A 17,276-nucleotide genomic window follows, 5' to 3' on the forward strand; every position below is an offset into this window, starting at 1 on the left:
CGAAGTGTAGGTCTAATCCGCTCAATGTTTAACTAGTTTGATGATTTTGCTTCGGCGCCGTTGAACAGGGCGTCGAATCGGTCGGGCGTGCTGCTGTGCAGTACCAATTCGTCGGCACCCGCATCGCGGAAGCGTTCGAACATCAGATGGCAGGAGCGCGCCGACCCGACCGCCGCCGCCTCCGCCGTCCACGGCCCAGGTAATGCGGAGGCGGCCTCGACGAGTTCCTCGCGGGTGAGCACCGAGTCCGCCGAACCCCTGACACCGGCAAGTAGCGGATGACTTCGCAACCTGCTCAATGGTTCCGGATCCCACCCGTTGACTGCCGCCAATCGCTCGCCGAATCCCGGAATCTGGTAGTACGTCACCGCCCGAGCGTCCACTACAGCGAGCTCCTCCTCGGCGGGCAGCTCGCACGCGACCACAACAGTGGCGTACACCCGCACACTGCCCACCGGGCGGCCCGCTGTGCGCTCGGCGTCCCGGACGCGCCGTACCGAACGCTCGACGGCGGCGGGGGTCAGGAACGGATGCAGCAGCACGCCGTCGAAGTGGCGACCCGCGAGCTCCAGGCCCTTGGGTCCGATCGCCGCGAAGACCACTGGCGGCACCGGCTGATCCGGTAGGTCGTTGAGCCGCAACGACGGGTACCTGCCCGCGGGTCCGTCGTAGCTGACCTTCTCACCCCGGCACAGTCGGCGGAAGATGTCAGCGTGGTCGACGATCGACGCGTTCGTGGAACGAGGTAGCCCCACCGCCGCCCACATCGCGTCGACCGAGCGTCCAACGCCAAGCATGAATCGTCCGCCCGACAGCGCCTGAGCCGTCATCGCCAGCGACGCCAGCAGTGCGGGATGCCGGGACTGGAGATGGGTGATGCCCGAGGCTATCCGGATCCTCGAGGTGGCTTGGCTCACCGCGCCTGCGATCACCCCGAGATCCTTGGTCCCCCACCGCTCGCTGAGCCATACGGTGTGCAGATCGAGACGCTCGGCGGCCTTCGCCTGATCGACGACGACCGCGGGGTCGGCGACGCGTCCGGGGAGCACGTAAGCGCCGAGCGCTATGCCGCTGAGCTGTCTGCCATCCATCCCGCTATTCTGACAGTAGTGTTCAGGTCCGCGAAGGGGGATGATGGCTTACACATCTGCGCGCGGCCAATTCGGTAGTCGGACGAGCGACATTCTGCAGGCCTGGCTGCCGCCGAGCCTCGCGCCCGGTGGCACAACCGACTTCGAGATCTCCGAGTTCACCGCCCCACCGGCCGGCTACTCAGGAAAGACAGCGTTCTTCACTGCCTCGTGGAAGGACCCGGCCGGCGAACGCCACAGCGCTGACCTGGTGCTGCGTGCACAGGCCGAGGACCACCAGCTGTTCACGACGCCCGACGCACCGCGCCAGGCCGAGGTTATGAAACGTCTTGCCGAACATGCAATTCCAGTGCCGCACGTCGTCGGTATCGAACGCGACGCATCGATTCTGGGATCGCCGTTCTATCTGATGCGCCGGGTGCGAGGTCGAACGCCATCCGACGTTCCTAGTTGGCACAAGCGAGGCTGGACCGTCGAACTGTCCCCCGTCGAGCGAGGCCTGCTGTGCGACAACGGGTTGCAGGCGCTTGTGTCGCTTCACCGCATCGACGACCCCGACACGCTGGCGTTCTTCCGTGGCGGGACCGATCCGAGTAGGACAGCGCTGCAGCGCTACCTCGACAAACTGCGCGGATGGTACGAATGGTGCCATGCCGATATGCAGGTAGGCGGTGCCACATTGGCCGAGGCGCTGCGTGTCATCGTGGATGCGGCGCCCGACACAGACGCGGAGACTGTGGTCTGGGGCGACGCCCGGGTGGGAAACATCAGCTTCGGTGACGACCTCTCGGTCGTCGCGTTGTTCGACTGGGAGACTGCGGGCACCGGGCCGCCGGACATCGACGTCGGTTGGTGGCTGATGTTCGAGCGCTTTCTGTGCGAAGCACTGGGGTTCACCCGGCTGCCCGGTATTCCGGACGACGACGAGATCGTCAGGCGCTACCTCGAATTCGGTGGGACCCTCACCGGCGACATCGCCTACTACCAGCTGATAGCCGCCTTTGTTCTGTCGCTGATCAACAATCGGCTCGCCCGGCTGCTCGAGCGTGACGGCTTAGATGTGGTGACGGCTCAAAGTTATCCCCGCATGTCGGTCGGACTGGTCGAGCACTATCTCGACCGGCTCTGAACCTTGGTCAGGCCAGTTCACCAGCCCGCGGGTGGCGCCGCCCCGACCACGACGTGACCCTGGTGCGCTAGAACTGCGCCATGCCCTGGTCGACCGACAGCCGCGTTGCCGTCACGAAGCGTGACTCGTCGGACGCCAACCAACACACCGCGGCCGCGACGTCCTCCGGTTCGCACGCCCACTGCGGCAGGAATGGCGTACCCATGTTGTTCAGCGTGGGGTTGCTCTCAATCGCGGAGAACAACGCGGCGATCATGTCACCGCCACCCATCGGGGTGTTGACCGGTCCGGGATGGACACTGTTGACCCTGATTTCGTGCTTGCCCAGCTCGGCCGCGAAAGCCCTGGCCATTCCCGTCACCGCGTGCTTGCTGGCCGTGTAATGCACCATGTACGGCTGCACCTTGACGCCTGCGTAGGAGCTGATCAGAATGATCGAGCCGCCGCGGCCCCCTTCGATGATGCGGTGAGCACCCGCCATCACCGTGTTCCAGGTGCCCGTCACGTTGACGTCAATGATGTCGCGGAACGACTCCGGGGTGATCTCGTTCCATGGCGCAGGGACGCAAATTCCCGCATTGGCAACGATGATGTCCAGCCGCCCGAAGGCGTCGACTCCCTGATCGACGGCCGTCCTCAGTCCGTCGAGATCGCGGATGTCGGCCGCCGTGGCCGTTATTCGGCCCCCCGCAGCCTTGACTGCCCGCACCGTCTCGTCGAGATCGTCCGGTGTGGCCGACGGGTAGCGCACCCATTCGGGAAGCGGGCCTGCGATGTCGACGGCGATGACATTGGCCCCTTCGTGTGCCATCCGGACCGCATGGGCACGTCCCTGCCCCCTGGCAGCACCGGTGATGAACGCGACCTTGCCCGCCAGCCGTCCCGTCGTCAACGTGTTCCCTCCCGCGTCGTGTCGACCGCATCGAGTGATAACGGCCCTTCCCGTACGGCCATCCCCAGAAGCCCGAGGTCGACCCCCGCTTCGATGGCGGCCTCACGGCACGCGGCAACGTCTTTACGCAGGAAGTGACCGGCCATTTCCTCGAAGCGTTCCATCCCACCGATGCGGTGTGCGTGAGCCGCCACATGACTGCGGGCGCTGCACACCTGCAACGTCGACAACAACGCGGTCGGTTCGACACCCAGCTGGCCGCCCAGTTCCGTTGCTGCTGCGAGCAGTTGAGCGTTCGCCGCGAACAACAGATTGTTGACGAGCTTGATGGCCAACGCACTGCCGAGTTCCCCGGTGGGCACCACAGGTTCGGCGTAGGCGGACAGCACGGGTGTCACCCTGGCAACGGCGTCGGCAGGTCCACCGAGGAGCACGGTCAACGTGCCCGCATCAATGTTCTCGACGGTCCCACTGACCGGCCCATCGAGGATCACCGGCCCAGCCGGGGAGGACTCCTGCAAGGCCTGCAAGGTGGCCAACGTGCCGGTGGTGTGGGACACGAACACCGATCCTGGCTTCGCGTTGGCGATGAAACCTTCCGGGCCGAGGCCCGTTTCGCGCAGTTGCGCGTCAGCGTACAGGCAGGCGATGAGGATGTCGCTGCCGCGCGCCAACTCTGCCACGGAGCCTGCCGGCGTGGCGCCCCGGTCCACCAGCCGGCTCCGCACGTCGTCGCGCCGGGCGTACACCAGCACGTCGTGGTCCGCCGCGAGCAGGCGCGCCACCATGGGTTCGCCGAGTTGGCCGGCCCCGAGAAACCCCACAGTTCCGGCCATCAGGCGCTCCCTGTGCGCTCCGTGCGCGGCCCGCTCACGTCAGCCACGTCAGCGGCAGCGACGGCATCCGGCTCGCGGTTCTCGCGGCGCTGTTGAATGAGGCCGGAGAAGTAACCCATCACGTGCGTCATGTCCTCGAGCCGCGCGGCGTTGGCTTCCCCTCCCACGCCCGTTTGATGCAGGATCTTGTCCTCCCAGGCCATGAACTGCTCGAGATCCTCGACGGGCACGCCCATTATCGTGAGGAAGACTGTCGACGGGAACACGCGCGAGTCCGTTCGACGAAGTCGCACCCGCCGTCGCTGACGAGCTGGTCGACGAGTTCCGCCGCCAGCTTCTGCTGCGCCTCGCGGAGGCCCTTGACGCGGCCGGGCGAGAAGTATTCCGCCAGTACCTGCCCCCACTTGGCATGGTCGGGCGGGTCGATCATGATCGGAATCCACTTGTACGGCGGCTCCGGGTCGGTCGGCACGATGAAGCTACTCGACCACTTGTCCGGGTGCTGCAAACCATCGAGGATCACCGCGTTGTCGGTGAATACCCAATACTCGACGCCGGCCTCCCGGTTCCGGAAGGCCGGCCGCGCGTCATCCTGGCACTCGTCCGGCAGGCGGAAGTGCGTCAGCGCGGGCGAGTCTGGCGTGTTCAACTCCAGGTCCTTGACGGGACATGTTGCGCCTGACTGACTCTCGCTCATGAGATCCTTCCGGTTGACGGCGACCGAGCACGTACTCGAATCAGCAGCGTCTTGTCATGTTACGACAGTCAACTGTCATAGTTGATCGAAACCGGGCAGCCGATCACACTCCACTCATCCAACTAGGTTAACTACGTGTTTGCGGCGAGTGCGATACTGCTCGCGCTCCTCAGGATTGTCAGCGAACGGGGAAGCCGGCATTCAGCGGCCGGGTGATGCCGGTGATGAACTTGGCCTCGTCGGACACCAGGAAGGCCACTGCGTTCGTGATGTCCGCCGGCATGAGGATCTGGATGGGCAGCGCATGCTGCATCGAGGACAGTCCGGGGTCGTTGGCTTCAACCATTGTGGCCATGGCGTCGTTCATGACCATCCCGGTCGCCACGCCGGTCGGCTGAATCGTATTGACCCATTGCAGTACTGCGCCAGTTGATTTGCAAGCGCCTGCATCGACCCGACCAGGCCACGCTTCATGGCCGGGGTATCCTGCCCGCCTGCGGCTCAGGTGATGACGGCGACTTCGCCGTTCAAATTCCCCACGCGCGGGCTCCTATTCAGCGTGACGTACTTCCGGTGTGAATGCGGGCCAGCCGCAAGCCTTCCTGCGGATCATCGACCTCGATGTCCCAGTTGTCGCATGAGCACGTGCACCGATAGCCCGGATTTTTCGTGGAATGTTGACTGTGGGGGTGTGTAGATAAGCGAAAGTGCCTGTCCTGCAAGGAATAATTGGACTTCTCTACGGTTCAAAAACCCTGACGGGAAGGCACTTCGCAGGTGAAGAATATCGCGGCGGCATCGCCGGTGAAAGTTTCCGCCGACGGCCATGGCGTTGTGTCGCATGCCGGGATGGGCATGCTGCGTGAGCTTGCCGACCGGACCGGCTTATCGGCGCAGGTCACGGCCGCGTTGGCCGACACCTACCGCGGCCCGTGGGTGTATGCGCCTGGGGAGGTGTTCGCTGATCTGGCGGCCGCGGTCGCCGACGGCGCGGACTGCATCGACGCGGTCGGTCAGCTGTGCGGTGACCGGGAGCACGTCCTGGGGGCCAAGGCCTCAACGACCACCATGTGGCGGCTGATCGATGAGCGGATCGATGCCGCGCATCTACCCGGGGTGCGCGCAGCCCGAGCCGCGGCGCGGGCAGCGGCCTGGGCTGTCGGAGCCGCCCCCACCACCGGCGGCTGGCTGCATATCGACATCGATGCCACGCTGGTGATCGATCACTCCGACAACAAGGCCGGGGCTGCGCCGACCTGGAAGAAAACGTTCGGGCTGCACCCGCTGCTGGCGTTTCTGGACCGCCCCGACATCGCCGGCGGCGAAGCCCTGGCCGGGTTGCTGCGCAACGGTAACGCCGGCTCCAACACCGCCTCCGACCACATCATCGTCCTGCACCAGGCTTTGGCATCGCTGCCAGCGGCGTGGCGGCCCAACCCCGACGATCCCGACAACCCCGAGGCCCCGAAGGTGTTGGTGCGCTGCGATACCGCCGGATCCACCCACAAATTCGCCGCAGCGTGCCGGGCCGCCGGGGCCGGGTTCTCCTTCGGGTACCCCGTCGATACCCGCGTCCAGGACGCCGTGGACACCCTCAACCTCGGCGATTGCTGGTATCCAGCGATCGACACCGACGGCGGGATCCGCGACGGCGCGTGGGTCGCTGAAGCCACCGACCTGGTCAACCTGGCCTCCTGGCCCGAAGGGACCCGGCTGATCCTGCGTAAAGAACGCCCCCACCCCGGCGCGCAGTTGCGGTTCACCGACGCCGACGGCATGCGGGTCACCGCGTTCATCACCGACACACCACCGGGTGTCGTACCCGGTCAGGTCGCCGGTCTGGAACTACGGCACCGCCAGCACGCCCGCGTCGAGGACCGTATCCGCGAACTCAAAGCCACCGGGCTGCGTAACCTGCCCTGCCACTCCTTCTGGGCCAATGCTGCCTGGCTCGAAATCGTCCTGGCCGCCGCTGACCTGGTCACCTGGACCCGCCTCATCGGGTTCGCCAGCGATCGCGCTCTGGCCCGCGTCGAGATCACCACGTTCCGCTACCGGGTCCTGCACGTGGCCGCCCGTATCACCCGCGGCGCCCGCCAACTGCGGCTACGCATCGATGCCACCTGGCGCTGGGCGGCGGCGATCGCCGCCGCCTGGCACCGCGTCCGCACCGCCTTCGGATAACACCCCACCCCATCGGACCCATCAACGATGAAGGACCCACAGGCCCCAGGAAAGCCCGCCCCACCCGGCGACACGGGACAGCACCTCTACGCCACCACACGAAAACCACTACCCAACAACACAACTCGGCATCACACCGAACCCACACCAATTACCACGCAAAATCCGGGATAGTGCCCGTTCTCGGGCAGGATCGCTTGACCGTCACACGACCCGCCGGTATTCGCAATGCTTGTGAGGAACTCCAGAGGCTTCTCGTGCAGAGCACTGTCGTCGGACATGGCCCTCACTCCTCGCCGTCGACTCGGAAAACTGGGAGCAGCCATCCGTCAGTAATCGGTGAAAAATCTACGCGCACCGACATTCCGATCGTGACGCCACTAGGCGCGACATCGACGACGTTCGACACCAGTCGGGCACCAGGGGCGTCGGGAAGGTCCAGCACGGCAGGTACTAGGACGAGCTCGGGCATGCCAGGGAAGCCGTGCACCACGGCGAAACTGTAGACGGTGGCCCGGCCGCTCAGCTCGACCCAGTGCACCGCCTTTGATTGGCAAGTGGGACAGAACGGAGTCGGAGGCAGCCGGAACGTCTGGCAGTCAGCGCATTGCGGCGCGACCAGCCGACGCTCCTTCGCGGCCTGCCAGAACGGTTCTGTGTCCTTGTTGACGGCGATCCGCACGTGCTCGCCGGGGATGGTGGCGGCCAGGGTGACCGCAGCGGTGCTCATGCGGCACGACCCAGGATCAGCCCGCTCACGGGCAGGCTCGCCGGGCCACCGGTGACCAGGGCGAGTTCAGCGTCGAGAACCTGGTTGATGGCGGTGCCACGCATCTGCTCGACTCCTTCCATGATGTGGGTCATCCCGATGATGTACGCCTCGGACAGCTGACCGCCGTGGGTGTTGACCGGAATGGAACCACCTTCGTAGCGGATCGCTCCGCTCTCGACGAATGCGCCACCCTCGCCCTTGTCGCAGAACCCGTAGTCCTCGAGCTGCATCAGCACCATCGGGCTGAAGTGGTCGTACAGCAGGGCCACGTCGATATGGCCCGCGCTGATGCCGGCCTGCTCGTAAAGCCGCTTGGCGATGGGTGCATTGCCCGACGAGGCGAAGTATTCGTCGGGCATACCCATCCAGGCGAATGCCCTCCCCCAGTCGCGGACGCCACCGTGGGCGGCGGCAACCACGGGGACCGGCGGCTGCTTGCAATCCTTCGCCCGGTCGGCGCTGGTGGTGATCACCGCCACCGCGCCATCGGTCTCCTGGCAGAAGTCGTAGAGGCACAGGGGTTCTGCGATCATCCGTGCGTTGAAGTAGTCCTCGAGCGTCAATGGCTCGGGGTGCATGGCCTTCGGTCGATTCGCCGCGTTCGCCCGCGTCGAAAGGGCAATCTCGGCGAACGCTTCGCGACGCGTACCGTACAAGTGCATGTGCCGCCGGGCCATGACCGACATCAGGTGTCCAGGACCGAAGAGGCCGGATGGCTGCAGGAACGAGTTGATCGGATCCGGCTCCAACGCCGAGAAGACCGAACCCAACCGCTGCTTGGCCTGCTGCAGCGCCATCACCGTGACCACCACCGAGGCGTCGCCGGCCACGATGGCGGCTCGGGCCAGCCCGATCGCACCCGCCGAACCACCGCCACCGGAGGTCAACGCCGCGGTGAAACGGATCTCCGGAATCCCCAGGGTTTCCATGAAGTCGGCGGAGTCCATCTTCTCGGTGTAACCCGCGCTGGCACCGGAGTAGTAGGCGAACCCATCGATGTCGGAGCCCGGTATGCCGGCGTCCTCACAGGCCGCCAGGATTGCGTCGCCGGCCAATTCGGTGATCGACTTCGGTAGCGATCCGCCGCGCTTGTAGTACGGTGTGGCGCCAACGCCGACGATCGCAACGTCGCAACCGTGCGCAGCCCGGGCGGCGGCGCCGAATACGGCGACATGATCGCCGCGCTGCGGGGCTTCCTCGACGACGTCGCTGCCGCCGCTCCGGACACCGCGACGACGGTGGCCCTGACAGAGGCCCTGACGGAGTGGGCCGCCCGACTGGCCGAGGTCGCAGTCGGAGAGCGCAGGCAGATCTTCGCGAGGAGGCTCGACCTACCGGGCCGTGGGCAGAGCATGTGCCCTAACTTCATTCCCGTCGCGGGCGACCGGCAGCGGGTCGAGGGCACCATCACGTTCGGCCGGTACTTCCTCGGCGGGGGTGGGGCGGTGCACGGCGGGGCCATCCCGTTGCTCTTCGACGAGGTACTCGGCCGGCTGGCCAGCAGCGGGGATCGGACACCGGCTCGAACCGCGTATCTGCACACGGACTTCCGGTCCATCACACCCGTCGGCGAGGAGCTCGTGGTACGGGCCTGGTTCGTCAGCGAGCAGGGACGCAAACGGATCCTTCGCGCTGAGCTCATGCACGGTGAGACGCTGTGCGCCGAAGCCGAGGGACTGTTCATCGAGCTACGGCCCGGCCAACCATGATCCGTCTGGATTAGGTCGCGAGCGTGCGTGAAGTCGGGTTCCTCCGCGGCCTACCCACACGCACGTCCGCGCTAACCCCGCGCTGGTTGGCGACGCTGAATATCCCTGTCGTGCAGGGTGATCAGATCGCGTAGCGCAAGTCGGTCCGGCTTGAGCATCGCCGTCAGGGGCAGCTCGTCAACGATGAGCAATTCGTCGGGGGCCTTGTAGTCGGCCAGTTGACCCGTCACGTGTGAACGTAACTCGGCCAATGTCGGTGGTTCGGCACTTTTTGCCGGGACCACGACGGCGACGCCGATCTCTCCGATCACCGGGGCGGGACGGCCAACCACCGCAGCCTGTTTCACCCCTGGGTGTCCGGTGAGCGCTCTCTCGACCTCCCCGGGATGGACGTTGTATCCACCTCGGATGTACATGTCGCCGCTACGTCCGACGAGCACCAGGTTGCCGTCCGCGTCGAGCGTGCCGATATCACCGGTACGCAGCCAGCCGTCGCGCAGCACCTCGGCGGTGAGTTCGGGGTTGCGCCAGTATCCACGCATCACACAGGGGCCGCTCACCTCGACGACCCCGTCGGGAGCTACGCGCACCTCCATCCCCGCGGCGGGCCGGCCGACAGTTCGGAACGCAATCTCGGCGGGGTCGGTGGGTTCGGTGCCGCAGATGGTCGGACACTCGGTCATCGCGTACCGCACAACCAGCGGAACCCCGATCCGCTCGGCGACCCGATACACCAGTTCGGGCGGCGCCGGCGCGGTGGCCACGATACCGATCCGCAGATGCGGCAACGCTTTCCGACTCACACCCTCGACCTCGAGCAGCTTCGCCCACTGGGTCGGCACGGCACCGGCCACCGTGATCCGCTCATCGCGCAGCACATCGAACATGCCCTGTGCCGACCACGGTGCCGGCGGCACCACCAGGGTGCTCCCCCACACCAGCTGATCCCAGAGCTTGAACATGTAGCCGGCATGGGCGAACGGCGTCGACGTGAGGCGCCGGTCGTACGGGGCGCTCATGACCCCGGCCGCGGCGGCACCTGCCGCGAGCTGATCAGAGTCGTACACCGCACCCTTCGGCGTTCCCGTCGTACCGCTGGTGAAAATCAGCGCTACCGGGTCCCGACGGGTCAACGGCACCTCGGGCAGCGTCGGGCCGCTCGTATCAGTGGACAACGACGTCCGCGGCAGCATGCGCCGGTGAGTCTGCAGCGCGCCAAGTCGTGCGTCGGTGACGACCAGCGCAGGAGTTGCCTGCTGCAGAATCGATTCGATCTCGCGACGCCCGAGTCGAGGGTTCAGACCGGTGGTGATAGCGCCGATCATGGCCGCTGCGGCGTAGCACGTCGCATAGTCGATGCCCGAGGGCAGCCACAGCAGGACCACGTCGCCTTTGCCGACTCCGAGATCGGCGAATTGCGCTGCCACGCAACGGGCCCGGCCAACCCACTCGGCGAATGTGATCCGCGCGCCCGGCTCGACGTAGGCCTCGACATCACCGTGGGCGGCGGCCGCGGACTCCAGCATCGACCGGGTGTCCCCGACGTCGGAACTCACCGGCGCGCGCGACATCTACGGCTCCTCGGCGCCGAGAATAACGGTCCCGCTGGAACAGAACCAGCCGCCGGTGCCGCTGACGCAGGCGATCCGCGCGTCGGGCACCTGCCGCGGGCCGCATTCGCCGCGCAGCTGACGGGCCGCTTCAACCAACAGGAACAATCCCCGTTGGCCGGGATGGCAAGCAGACAGCCCACCACCGTCGGTGTTCGTGGGTAGCTTGCCGCCCAGTCGCAGCGAGCCCTCTTCGACGAACGCGCCGCCCTCCCCCTTCGGACAGAAGCCGAGGTCCTCGAGGGTGAGCAGCAGCATGTAGGTGAACGCGTCGTAGATCTCGGCGACGTCGACGTCGGACGGGGCGACCCCGGCGCGCGCGAAGGCCAGCGGGCCGCTGACCGAAGCCGGACCGACGGTCAGGTCGTCCCACTGAGACGTGAGCATGTGCGAGGTGGTCTCGCCGGAACCGAGCACCCAGACCGGTTTGGTCGGCAGGTCCCTCGCACGCTCGGCGCTGACGAGCACGACGGCCGCGCCGCCATCACTGCGAATGCAGCAATGCAGCTTGGTGAAGGGATCGGCGATCATCGGACCGGCCAGTACGTCGTCCACAGTGATCGGGTCGCGGTAGTAGGCCTCAGGGTTGTCGGCGGCGTTGAACCGAGCCGACACCGCCACCTCGGCCAGCTGCTCGATTGTGGTTCCGTAGGTGAACATGTGGCGCCGAGCCGCCATGGCGTACTTGGAGATCAGCGTGTGGCCGTAAGGCGCTTCCCATTGCAGGGGGCCGCGGACACCCCAGTTGATGTTGGCGCCCCGTAAACCTTTGCGGAGATCCGACCGAGCGGTGGAACCGTAGGTCAGCAGCACCACGTCGGCGTGCCCGGCGGCGATCGCGTCCGCCGCGTGCGCCGCCATCACTTCCCACGACGCGCCACCGACGGCGGTCGAGTCGATCCAGCGCGGCCGCAGCCCGAGGTATTCGCCGACGTCGACCGGCGGCAAGGTGCCCTGACCGGTGGAGGCCAGTCCGTCGATGTCTGCGGGTGTCAGTCCTGCATCGGCCAGGGCGCGCCTACTGGCCTGGGCGATCAGCTCGTAGGCCCCTTTGTGGTCGACGCGCCCCACGTCGGAGAGGGCGACGCCGGCGATCGCGACGGCGCGGCTCACTGGGCGCGGTCCTGGGCGAGCAACTCGGCGAGCACGTCGGCCGGCTCAGCGAACAGGTGCCGAAACACGTGGGCACGCTTGAGGTACAGATGCATGTCGTTCTCGAATGTGTAGCCCATTCCGCCGAAGACCTGGATGCCCGCGGCGGCATTGTCGACGGCTGCCGAGCCGGCCACCGTGGCTGCCGAGAGCACCTGCAGCAGCGCATCCGTGCGTTCACTCACCAAAGCGATTGCGGCGAATAGGGTCTGGGCCTGTGCGGCCTCGGCGGCGATCTCCATGTTCACGCAGGCGTGCTTGATGGCTTGATGAACGCCGATCGGCTTCCCGAATTGCTCCCGGGTCTTGGCGTGTTCGGTCGCCAGCGCTGCAGCAGCCGACGCCAGGCCTGTGAGGTATGCGGCGGCAAGCACCACGGCGCGCCCCCAGACCCAGTCGTCTTCGCTTGACAGCCAATGCGACGCCTCCACGGACTCGACTGTGGCCGAGCACAGCCGGATGCCCGGGTCGGCGGCACTCACGGGGGTCAGCGGACCGAGTGACTCGATGTCGACCAGCGCGGCGCCACCGCGGGCGACCACCAGGGCGTGCGACGCGCCCGCCGGCTCGAACAGATCGAAGGTGCCCTTGATCGGCCGCACGTCGCCGTCGCCCCGCAGCACTGCGAGCGCCACCAGGGCTGTCCCGGAGCCAATGCGCTCGGCAAGCGCCACGTCGCCGCAGCGGGCGGCCACCCGCGCGGCCAGGGTGCACGCGAGAAACGGACCCGGCGAGAGTCGCTTGCCGAGCTCGATGAACAGCAGCGCTTCGTCGTCGAACGTGCGCCCCGACCCGCCTGCCTCCTCGTCGAGTCCGAGTGTGAGCAGACCGAGTTCGGCGCACTCCCGCCAAAGGCCTTCCGGCACCGCCGCTTCCGCATGGCGATGGGCGCGGATGCTTTCGATGGGCATCCGCTCGGCGAGGAATTCTCCTGCAGCCTCGATGATTTCGAGCTGCTCGGGTCCAGGCAGCAGATTCACGACGATCTCCTCATCGAATTCAACGGGGCAATCCGAGCACGCGTTCGCCGACGATGTTGCGCTGAATCTCCGACGTACCGCCACCAATGGCCTGGGAAAAGCTGTAGTAGTAGTAACCGACCCAACCGTCGTCGTCCCACCGCGACGTGTGGCGGATCGCCCCCGACCCCACAATGTCCATCGCCAACTTGCCGATCTCTTTGGCCAGTTCGGCGTACATCAACTTGACGATCGAACCGCGCGGACCGGGCGTTTCGGTCTTCATCGCCTCGCAGATGTTGGTATAGGTGAGGGCGCGCAGCGACGCCACCGAGGCGCGGGCCCTGGCCAGGCGCCGCGCAATCTCGTCGTCAGCGATGGCGGGCCTGCGTCCGTCGGGGCCGACGTGGTCGTGGGCGTAGTCGATGAGGTCCTCGATGATCTTGGCCAACCTCACCTGGTTGGCAGTGAACGCGGTGCCGCGCTCGAAGGACAGCGTCGCCATCGCGACCGACCAGCCTTCACCCACGTCGCCGACCACGTCGGACAGCGGGATGCGGACGTCGTCATAGAACACCTCGCAGAACTCCGAGCCGCCCTCAATGGTCTCGATCGGGCGCACATCGATGCCCGGGGTGTTCATGTCGCAGATGACCCAGGTGATGCCCTTGTGCTTGCTGCCGGTGGTGTCAGTGCGGACCAACAGTTCCTGGTAGTCCGCGACGGTGGCGAAACTGGTCCACAACTTCTGGCCGGACACCACCAGGTGCTCCCCGTCGACGACCGCCTTGGTGCGCAATGCCGCCAGGTCCGAACCGGCGCCGGGCTCGGAGAAGCCCTGACACCAGATCACCTCACCGCGAAGGATCTTCGGCAAGTGGAACGATTTCTGCTCCTCGGTGGCCCTGGTGATCAGCGTGGGGCCGGCGTGCGAGTTGCCGACGAAGCACGCGTCGATGCCGGGGAACCCCCGCGCCGCGTATTCCTCGTACCAGATCAACTGCTGAAGCAACGTCAGCCCTTTGCCGCCGTACTCCTGCGGCCACGCGATACCCGCCCAGCCACCGTCCCATTGGGTGCGCTGCCAGGCGAGGTCGTACTCGCGGATGCCCGCGTCGTCGCGCGGCCGTGGCTCGCTCGGCCGGTTCTCATCGAGCCACGTGCTGACCTGGTCGCGGAACTCGAGTTGGTCAGGCGTGAAATCGAGGTCCATGATTCGAAAGTGTAGGTGACACGATAGTCAGAAACAATGCGTTGATCATGGTCGGCGGTATTTGGCCGTCAGTTCCTCGGCGCCGCGCGCCAGCAGTGCCACGTCCGCCCCCACGAGCACAAAGGACGCGCCTGCCCCCAGGTAGCGGCGCGCCACCGACTCTTTGAACGCGTTCACACCGGCGCTCTTGCCATGCTCAAGGATCGTCTCCAGCGCTTTCTCGATGGCGTGCAACACATCTAGATGCTCCGGTTGGCCGAGCTTGCCCATCGAAGCCGCGAGGTCGGCCGGTCCGATGAACACCGCATCCACGCCGTCTACGTCGGCAATGTCACCAAGGTGCGCCAAGCCGGCGACGCTCTCCACCTGCACGGTCAGGGACACCGTGGCATCGGCGGTGACAAGGTAGTCAGATATGCGGTTCCAACGGGATGCGCGCGCCAGTGCGCTGCCCACTCCCCGGATGCCTGCGGGTGGGTAACGGGTGGCGGCGACGGCGGCAGCAGCCTCGGGGGCATCGTCGATCATCGGGACGATGATGTTCTGAACGCCGATGTCGAGGAGTTGCTTGATGAAGACCGGGTCGGCGGACGGCGGACGTACCAGCACGTCGACGTCCGGATAGCCGGCGAGCACCTGCAGCTGTTCGAGCGTGGTACGGAGGTCGTTGGGCGCGTGTTCCTGATCCAGCAATACCCAGTCGATTCCCGATCCCGCGCAGATCTCGGTCACGTAACCGCTTCCTGAGGCCAGCCACATGCCGAACCGCGGGTCGCCGTCGCCGATGCGCTGGGTCCACCGATTCGTCACGATTCCGGCCCGTCGAACGAGACCGACACCGTGCCCAGTGGACCGTAGTCGGCGACGAAGCTGTCCCCCGGTTCGGCGAAAACCGGCTTGGTGAACGACCCGGACAGGATCACCTCGCCTGGCTCCAACGAAACACCATGCGGTGCAAACCGGTTCGCCAACCACGCGACGCCGTTGCCGGGGTGGTTGAGCACCGCGGCGGCCACCCCGGACTCCTCGATGGTGCCGTTGCGCAGCAGCAGAGCCGCGACCCAGCGCAGGTCGATGTCCAGCGGCCGCACCACCCGCCCACCGAGCACGAGCCCCGCGTCGGCCGCGTTGTCGGCGATGGTGTCGACGATGGTGCGCAGGTGACCGGTCTCGGGATCCGACATCTGCACCCTGGCGTCGAGAATCTCCAATGCGGGCGTGACGAACTCGCATGCCCGGAGGACGTCGAACAGCGTGACGCCCGGACCGCGCAGCTGCTCGCCCAACACGAAGGCCAACTCGACCTCGACACGCGGCCGGATGAAACGGCCGAGCGGAACCCGGCCGCCGTCCTCGACGAACATGTCGTCGAAGAGAGCGCCGTAGTCCGGTTCGTCGATCGACACCGCGCGCTGCATCACCTTCGACGTCAGGCCGATCTTGCGGCCCTTGACGTGCAGGCCGTCGGCGACCTTCAGCGCGACGAGCGCCCGCTGGACGGCATAGGCGTCCTCGATGGTCATGTCGGGGTAGTCGAGGGACAGCTGCCGAATCGGCGTGCGTGTCTGCTCAGCCTCGTACAACCGGCGCGCGATTAAATCGAGCTCGGTGCCAGCGGGTCTCGTCATGATCTGATGCTCTTCGCGCAGGCGCTCATCATCGAGTCAGAAAATCCACAGCCGCCGCGTTGAACGACTCGGGGTCCTCGAAGTGCGGCCAGTGCCGCACCGACGCCATCTCGAAGACCTCGGAGTTCGGGATCAAGCCCGCGATCGTACGCGCGGTGTCCTGGTACACGCCGTGATCCTTGCCCGACGCCACGATCATCACGGGGGCAGTGATGCCGCGCCACCCGTCGTCGGGAATCAGGTTGCGCTCGCGCACCTTCTCGTCCTGCAGGATCAGCAGCCGGTCGATGGTGCTGCGGGTGTCTTCGCGCCGGTAAACCGCCTGGCGCAGCCCGATCAGATCGGGCAGCCGGTTGCCCTCGTCGGCGATCAGATGGGCGAATACGGCATGTAACGACTCCCATGTCGGCTCATTTACCGCCTTGGTGCGCTCCGCGCGGATACGCGCCATGTTCGCCGCCGACGCCTCCCGCCCGGCCGGCGACATCAGGACCACCCTGTCCACCCGGTCGGGATGCCCGACCGCAATCGCGGATGCGACGAAGGCACCGAGCGACATGGCGACTAAGTGGGCCGACGTCATCCCGAAGTGGTCCATCACCCCCAGCACGTGCTCGACATAGATCGCGATCTCGTAGTCGTAGTCCGGCTTGTCCGAGAACCCGTTGCCCACCATGTCGATGGCCACGCAGTGGAAGTGCTCGCTCAACGCAGCCAGATTCGGGGCGAACGTCTCCCAGTGCCCGCCGGTGCCGTGCAGCAGGATGAGGTGCGGCTTGTCCGGGCTGCCGGCCTCGGCGTATCGCGTACTCACGGCCGCGCCGTTGACCGAGATCTCGACGAAGCCCTGACGGAAGTCCAATTCCTTCAGGTACATCCAGATGCTGCGGTAGTCGTCGGTGTCCACAACGGCCCCGACAGCCGCCGGGGCGGTGGTGGCAGGTACTGGCGCTTGGCTCATCTCACCTTCTCAGTTTCGCTATCTGACATCACTGTCATCTACTGCTGGCGTCATGGCGCTTGTCTGACCATCGTCGCACAGACGATATGTTCGCATGTAGACAACAACTCACACCACCCAGCCGACGTCCTCGGCGCGTACGGCCATTGCACATACTTCCATTGCTTCTGACAGTTGTATGCGGTAGAACTGAGCGAGTGAACACCCCGGCCGGACGCCGCGTCCTCGCCGAACTCGCCAACGAGTTCGCAGCGGTGCGTTTGTCGTTGGACGTCAGCGGCAACGGCCCCCGCCTGCTTGTCGAAGACCTCGAGAGTGGCGAACACGTCTTCCTTTGCCCGCTGGAGTTGGCGAGCTTCACCGAGGCCACCCCCGAGGACCGCGAGGACTGGCTGCGAGTGGGCAACTACCGCGGAGAACGTCGACCCGGGAAGCGTTCGTGA

At 66.2% G+C, this 17,276-nt stretch carries 20 protein-coding genes; 4 read left to right on the forward strand and 16 right to left on the reverse strand.

Annotation, left to right across the window (positions count from 1 at the left end; all coding sequences use genetic code 11):
* Window positions 1–32 precede the first annotated feature (32 nt).
* Window positions 33–1,091: a TIGR03857 family LLM class F420-dependent oxidoreductase gene (locus tag DYE23_RS28205; protein ID WP_115328725.1), complete on the reverse strand. Its 1,059-nt coding sequence runs from the start codon at window positions 1,089–1,091 to the stop codon at window positions 33–35.
* Between the two features lie 43 nt (window positions 1,092–1,134).
* Here DYE23_RS28205 and DYE23_RS28210 point away from each other — a divergent pair, with 43 nt between their 5' ends.
* Window positions 1,135–2,220 carry a phosphotransferase family protein gene (locus DYE23_RS28210; RefSeq protein WP_115329145.1) on the forward strand — a complete coding sequence of 362 codons (1,086 nt, stop codon included), beginning with the start codon at window positions 1,135–1,137 and terminating at the stop codon, window positions 2,218–2,220.
* 67 nt (window positions 2,221–2,287) lie between these two features.
* Here the strand turns inward: DYE23_RS28210 and DYE23_RS28215 are convergent, their stop codons facing one another.
* The 5 genes from DYE23_RS28215 to DYE23_RS32045 form a co-directional block, all read right to left on the reverse strand.
* Window positions 2,288–3,112: a mycofactocin-coupled SDR family oxidoreductase gene (locus DYE23_RS28215; protein ID WP_115328726.1), complete on the reverse strand. Its 825-nt coding sequence runs from the start codon at window positions 3,110–3,112 to the stop codon at window positions 2,288–2,290.
* Window positions 3,109–3,948: an NAD(P)-dependent oxidoreductase gene (locus tag DYE23_RS28220; RefSeq protein ID WP_069412407.1), complete on the reverse strand. Its 840-nt coding sequence runs from the start codon at window positions 3,946–3,948 to the stop codon at window positions 3,109–3,111. Before DYE23_RS28220 ends, DYE23_RS28215 begins: the two co-directional genes overlap by 4 nt.
* Window positions 3,948–4,178: a cytochrome P450 gene (locus DYE23_RS31560; RefSeq protein WP_235660521.1), complete on the reverse strand. Its 231-nt coding sequence runs from the start codon at window positions 4,176–4,178 to the stop codon at window positions 3,948–3,950. The genes DYE23_RS28220 and DYE23_RS31560 overlap by 1 nt, the downstream gene beginning before the upstream one ends.
* 5 nt (window positions 4,179–4,183) lie before the next feature.
* Window positions 4,184–4,645, reverse strand: coding sequence for a cytochrome P450 family protein (locus tag DYE23_RS28225; RefSeq protein ID WP_235660522.1), 462 nt, complete (start codon window positions 4,643–4,645; stop codon window positions 4,184–4,186).
* A gap of 178 nt (window positions 4,646–4,823) precedes the next feature.
* Entirely contained in the window at window positions 4,824–5,030 is a 207-nt protein-coding gene (locus tag DYE23_RS32045) for an SDR family oxidoreductase (protein ID WP_372516267.1), read from the reverse strand.
* A 392-nt stretch (window positions 5,031–5,422) separates the two neighbouring features.
* Between DYE23_RS32045 and DYE23_RS28235 the strand changes: the two genes are divergently transcribed.
* Complete coding sequence (locus DYE23_RS28235; RefSeq protein ID WP_016341434.1) at window positions 5,423–6,829, forward strand: IS1380 family transposase; 1,407 nt, start codon at window positions 5,423–5,425, stop codon at window positions 6,827–6,829.
* Between the two features lie 131 nt (window positions 6,830–6,960).
* Here the strand turns inward: DYE23_RS28235 and DYE23_RS30995 are convergent, their stop codons facing one another.
* The 3 genes from DYE23_RS30995 to DYE23_RS28245 are packed head-to-tail and all read right to left on the reverse strand — an operon-like array spanning window position 6,961 to window position 8,722.
* Window positions 6,961–7,110 carry a hypothetical protein gene (locus DYE23_RS30995; protein ID WP_172527859.1) on the reverse strand — a complete coding sequence of 50 codons (150 nt, stop codon included), beginning with the start codon at window positions 7,108–7,110 and terminating at the stop codon, window positions 6,961–6,963.
* Between the two features lie 5 nt (window positions 7,111–7,115).
* The gene (locus tag DYE23_RS28240; protein WP_115328727.1) at window positions 7,116–7,559 is read right to left on the reverse strand and encodes a Zn-ribbon domain-containing OB-fold protein; all 444 of its coding nucleotides are present in this window, start codon (window positions 7,557–7,559) and stop codon (window positions 7,116–7,118) included.
* Window positions 7,556–8,722 (reverse strand): thiolase C-terminal domain-containing protein, encoded by a 1,167-nt coding sequence (locus DYE23_RS28245; RefSeq protein ID WP_115328728.1) that lies wholly within the window; start codon window positions 8,720–8,722, stop codon window positions 7,556–7,558. Before DYE23_RS28245 ends, DYE23_RS28240 begins: the two co-directional genes overlap by 4 nt.
* A gap of 51 nt (window positions 8,723–8,773) precedes the next feature.
* Here DYE23_RS28245 and DYE23_RS28250 point away from each other — a divergent pair, with 51 nt between their 5' ends.
* Window positions 8,774–9,310: a hotdog domain-containing protein gene (locus DYE23_RS28250; protein WP_115329146.1), complete on the forward strand. Its 537-nt coding sequence runs from the start codon at window positions 8,774–8,776 to the stop codon at window positions 9,308–9,310.
* A gap of 71 nt (window positions 9,311–9,381) precedes the next feature.
* On the opposite strand, the gene DYE23_RS28255 is transcribed toward DYE23_RS28250, so the two are convergent.
* Genes DYE23_RS28255 through DYE23_RS28285 form a run of 7 tightly spaced genes read right to left on the reverse strand, consistent with a single transcriptional unit; the run spans window position 9,382 to window position 16,833 of the window.
* Window positions 9,382–10,881: a class I adenylate-forming enzyme family protein gene (locus DYE23_RS28255; protein WP_115328729.1), complete on the reverse strand. Its 1,500-nt coding sequence runs from the start codon at window positions 10,879–10,881 to the stop codon at window positions 9,382–9,384.
* Window positions 10,882–12,033, reverse strand: a complete 1,152-nt coding sequence (locus tag DYE23_RS28260; RefSeq protein ID WP_115328730.1) for an acetyl-CoA acetyltransferase — start codon at window positions 12,031–12,033, stop codon at window positions 10,882–10,884.
* Complete coding sequence (locus DYE23_RS28265; RefSeq protein ID WP_115328731.1) at window positions 12,030–13,052, reverse strand: acyl-CoA dehydrogenase family protein; 1,023 nt, start codon at window positions 13,050–13,052, stop codon at window positions 12,030–12,032. Before DYE23_RS28265 ends, DYE23_RS28260 begins: the two co-directional genes overlap by 4 nt.
* Before the next feature lie 19 nt (window positions 13,053–13,071).
* Window positions 13,072–14,244, reverse strand: coding sequence for an acyl-CoA dehydrogenase family protein (locus DYE23_RS28270; protein ID WP_115328732.1), 1,173 nt, complete (start codon window positions 14,242–14,244; stop codon window positions 13,072–13,074).
* A gap of 45 nt (window positions 14,245–14,289) precedes the next feature.
* The gene (locus tag DYE23_RS28275; protein ID WP_372516205.1) at window positions 14,290–15,054 is read right to left on the reverse strand and encodes an aldolase/citrate lyase family protein; all 765 of its coding nucleotides are present in this window, start codon (window positions 15,052–15,054) and stop codon (window positions 14,290–14,292) included.
* Window positions 15,051–15,872 carry a 2-oxo-hept-4-ene-1,7-dioate hydratase gene (hpaH, locus tag DYE23_RS28280; RefSeq protein ID WP_115328733.1) on the reverse strand — a complete coding sequence of 274 codons (822 nt, stop codon included), beginning with the start codon at window positions 15,870–15,872 and terminating at the stop codon, window positions 15,051–15,053. Before hpaH ends, DYE23_RS28275 begins: the two co-directional genes overlap by 4 nt.
* Before the next feature lie 28 nt (window positions 15,873–15,900).
* Window positions 15,901–16,833: an alpha/beta fold hydrolase gene (locus tag DYE23_RS28285; protein ID WP_115328734.1), complete on the reverse strand. Its 933-nt coding sequence runs from the start codon at window positions 16,831–16,833 to the stop codon at window positions 15,901–15,903.
* Between the two features lie 197 nt (window positions 16,834–17,030).
* Between DYE23_RS28285 and DYE23_RS28290 the strand changes: the two genes are divergently transcribed.
* Window positions 17,031–17,276, forward strand: a complete 246-nt coding sequence (locus DYE23_RS28290; RefSeq protein WP_098002342.1) for a hypothetical protein — start codon at window positions 17,031–17,033, stop codon at window positions 17,274–17,276.

It is taken from the genome of Mycolicibacterium gilvum (assembly GCF_900454025.1).
Classification (GTDB): Bacteria; Actinomycetota; Actinomycetes; order Mycobacteriales; family Mycobacteriaceae; genus Mycobacterium; species Mycobacterium gilvum.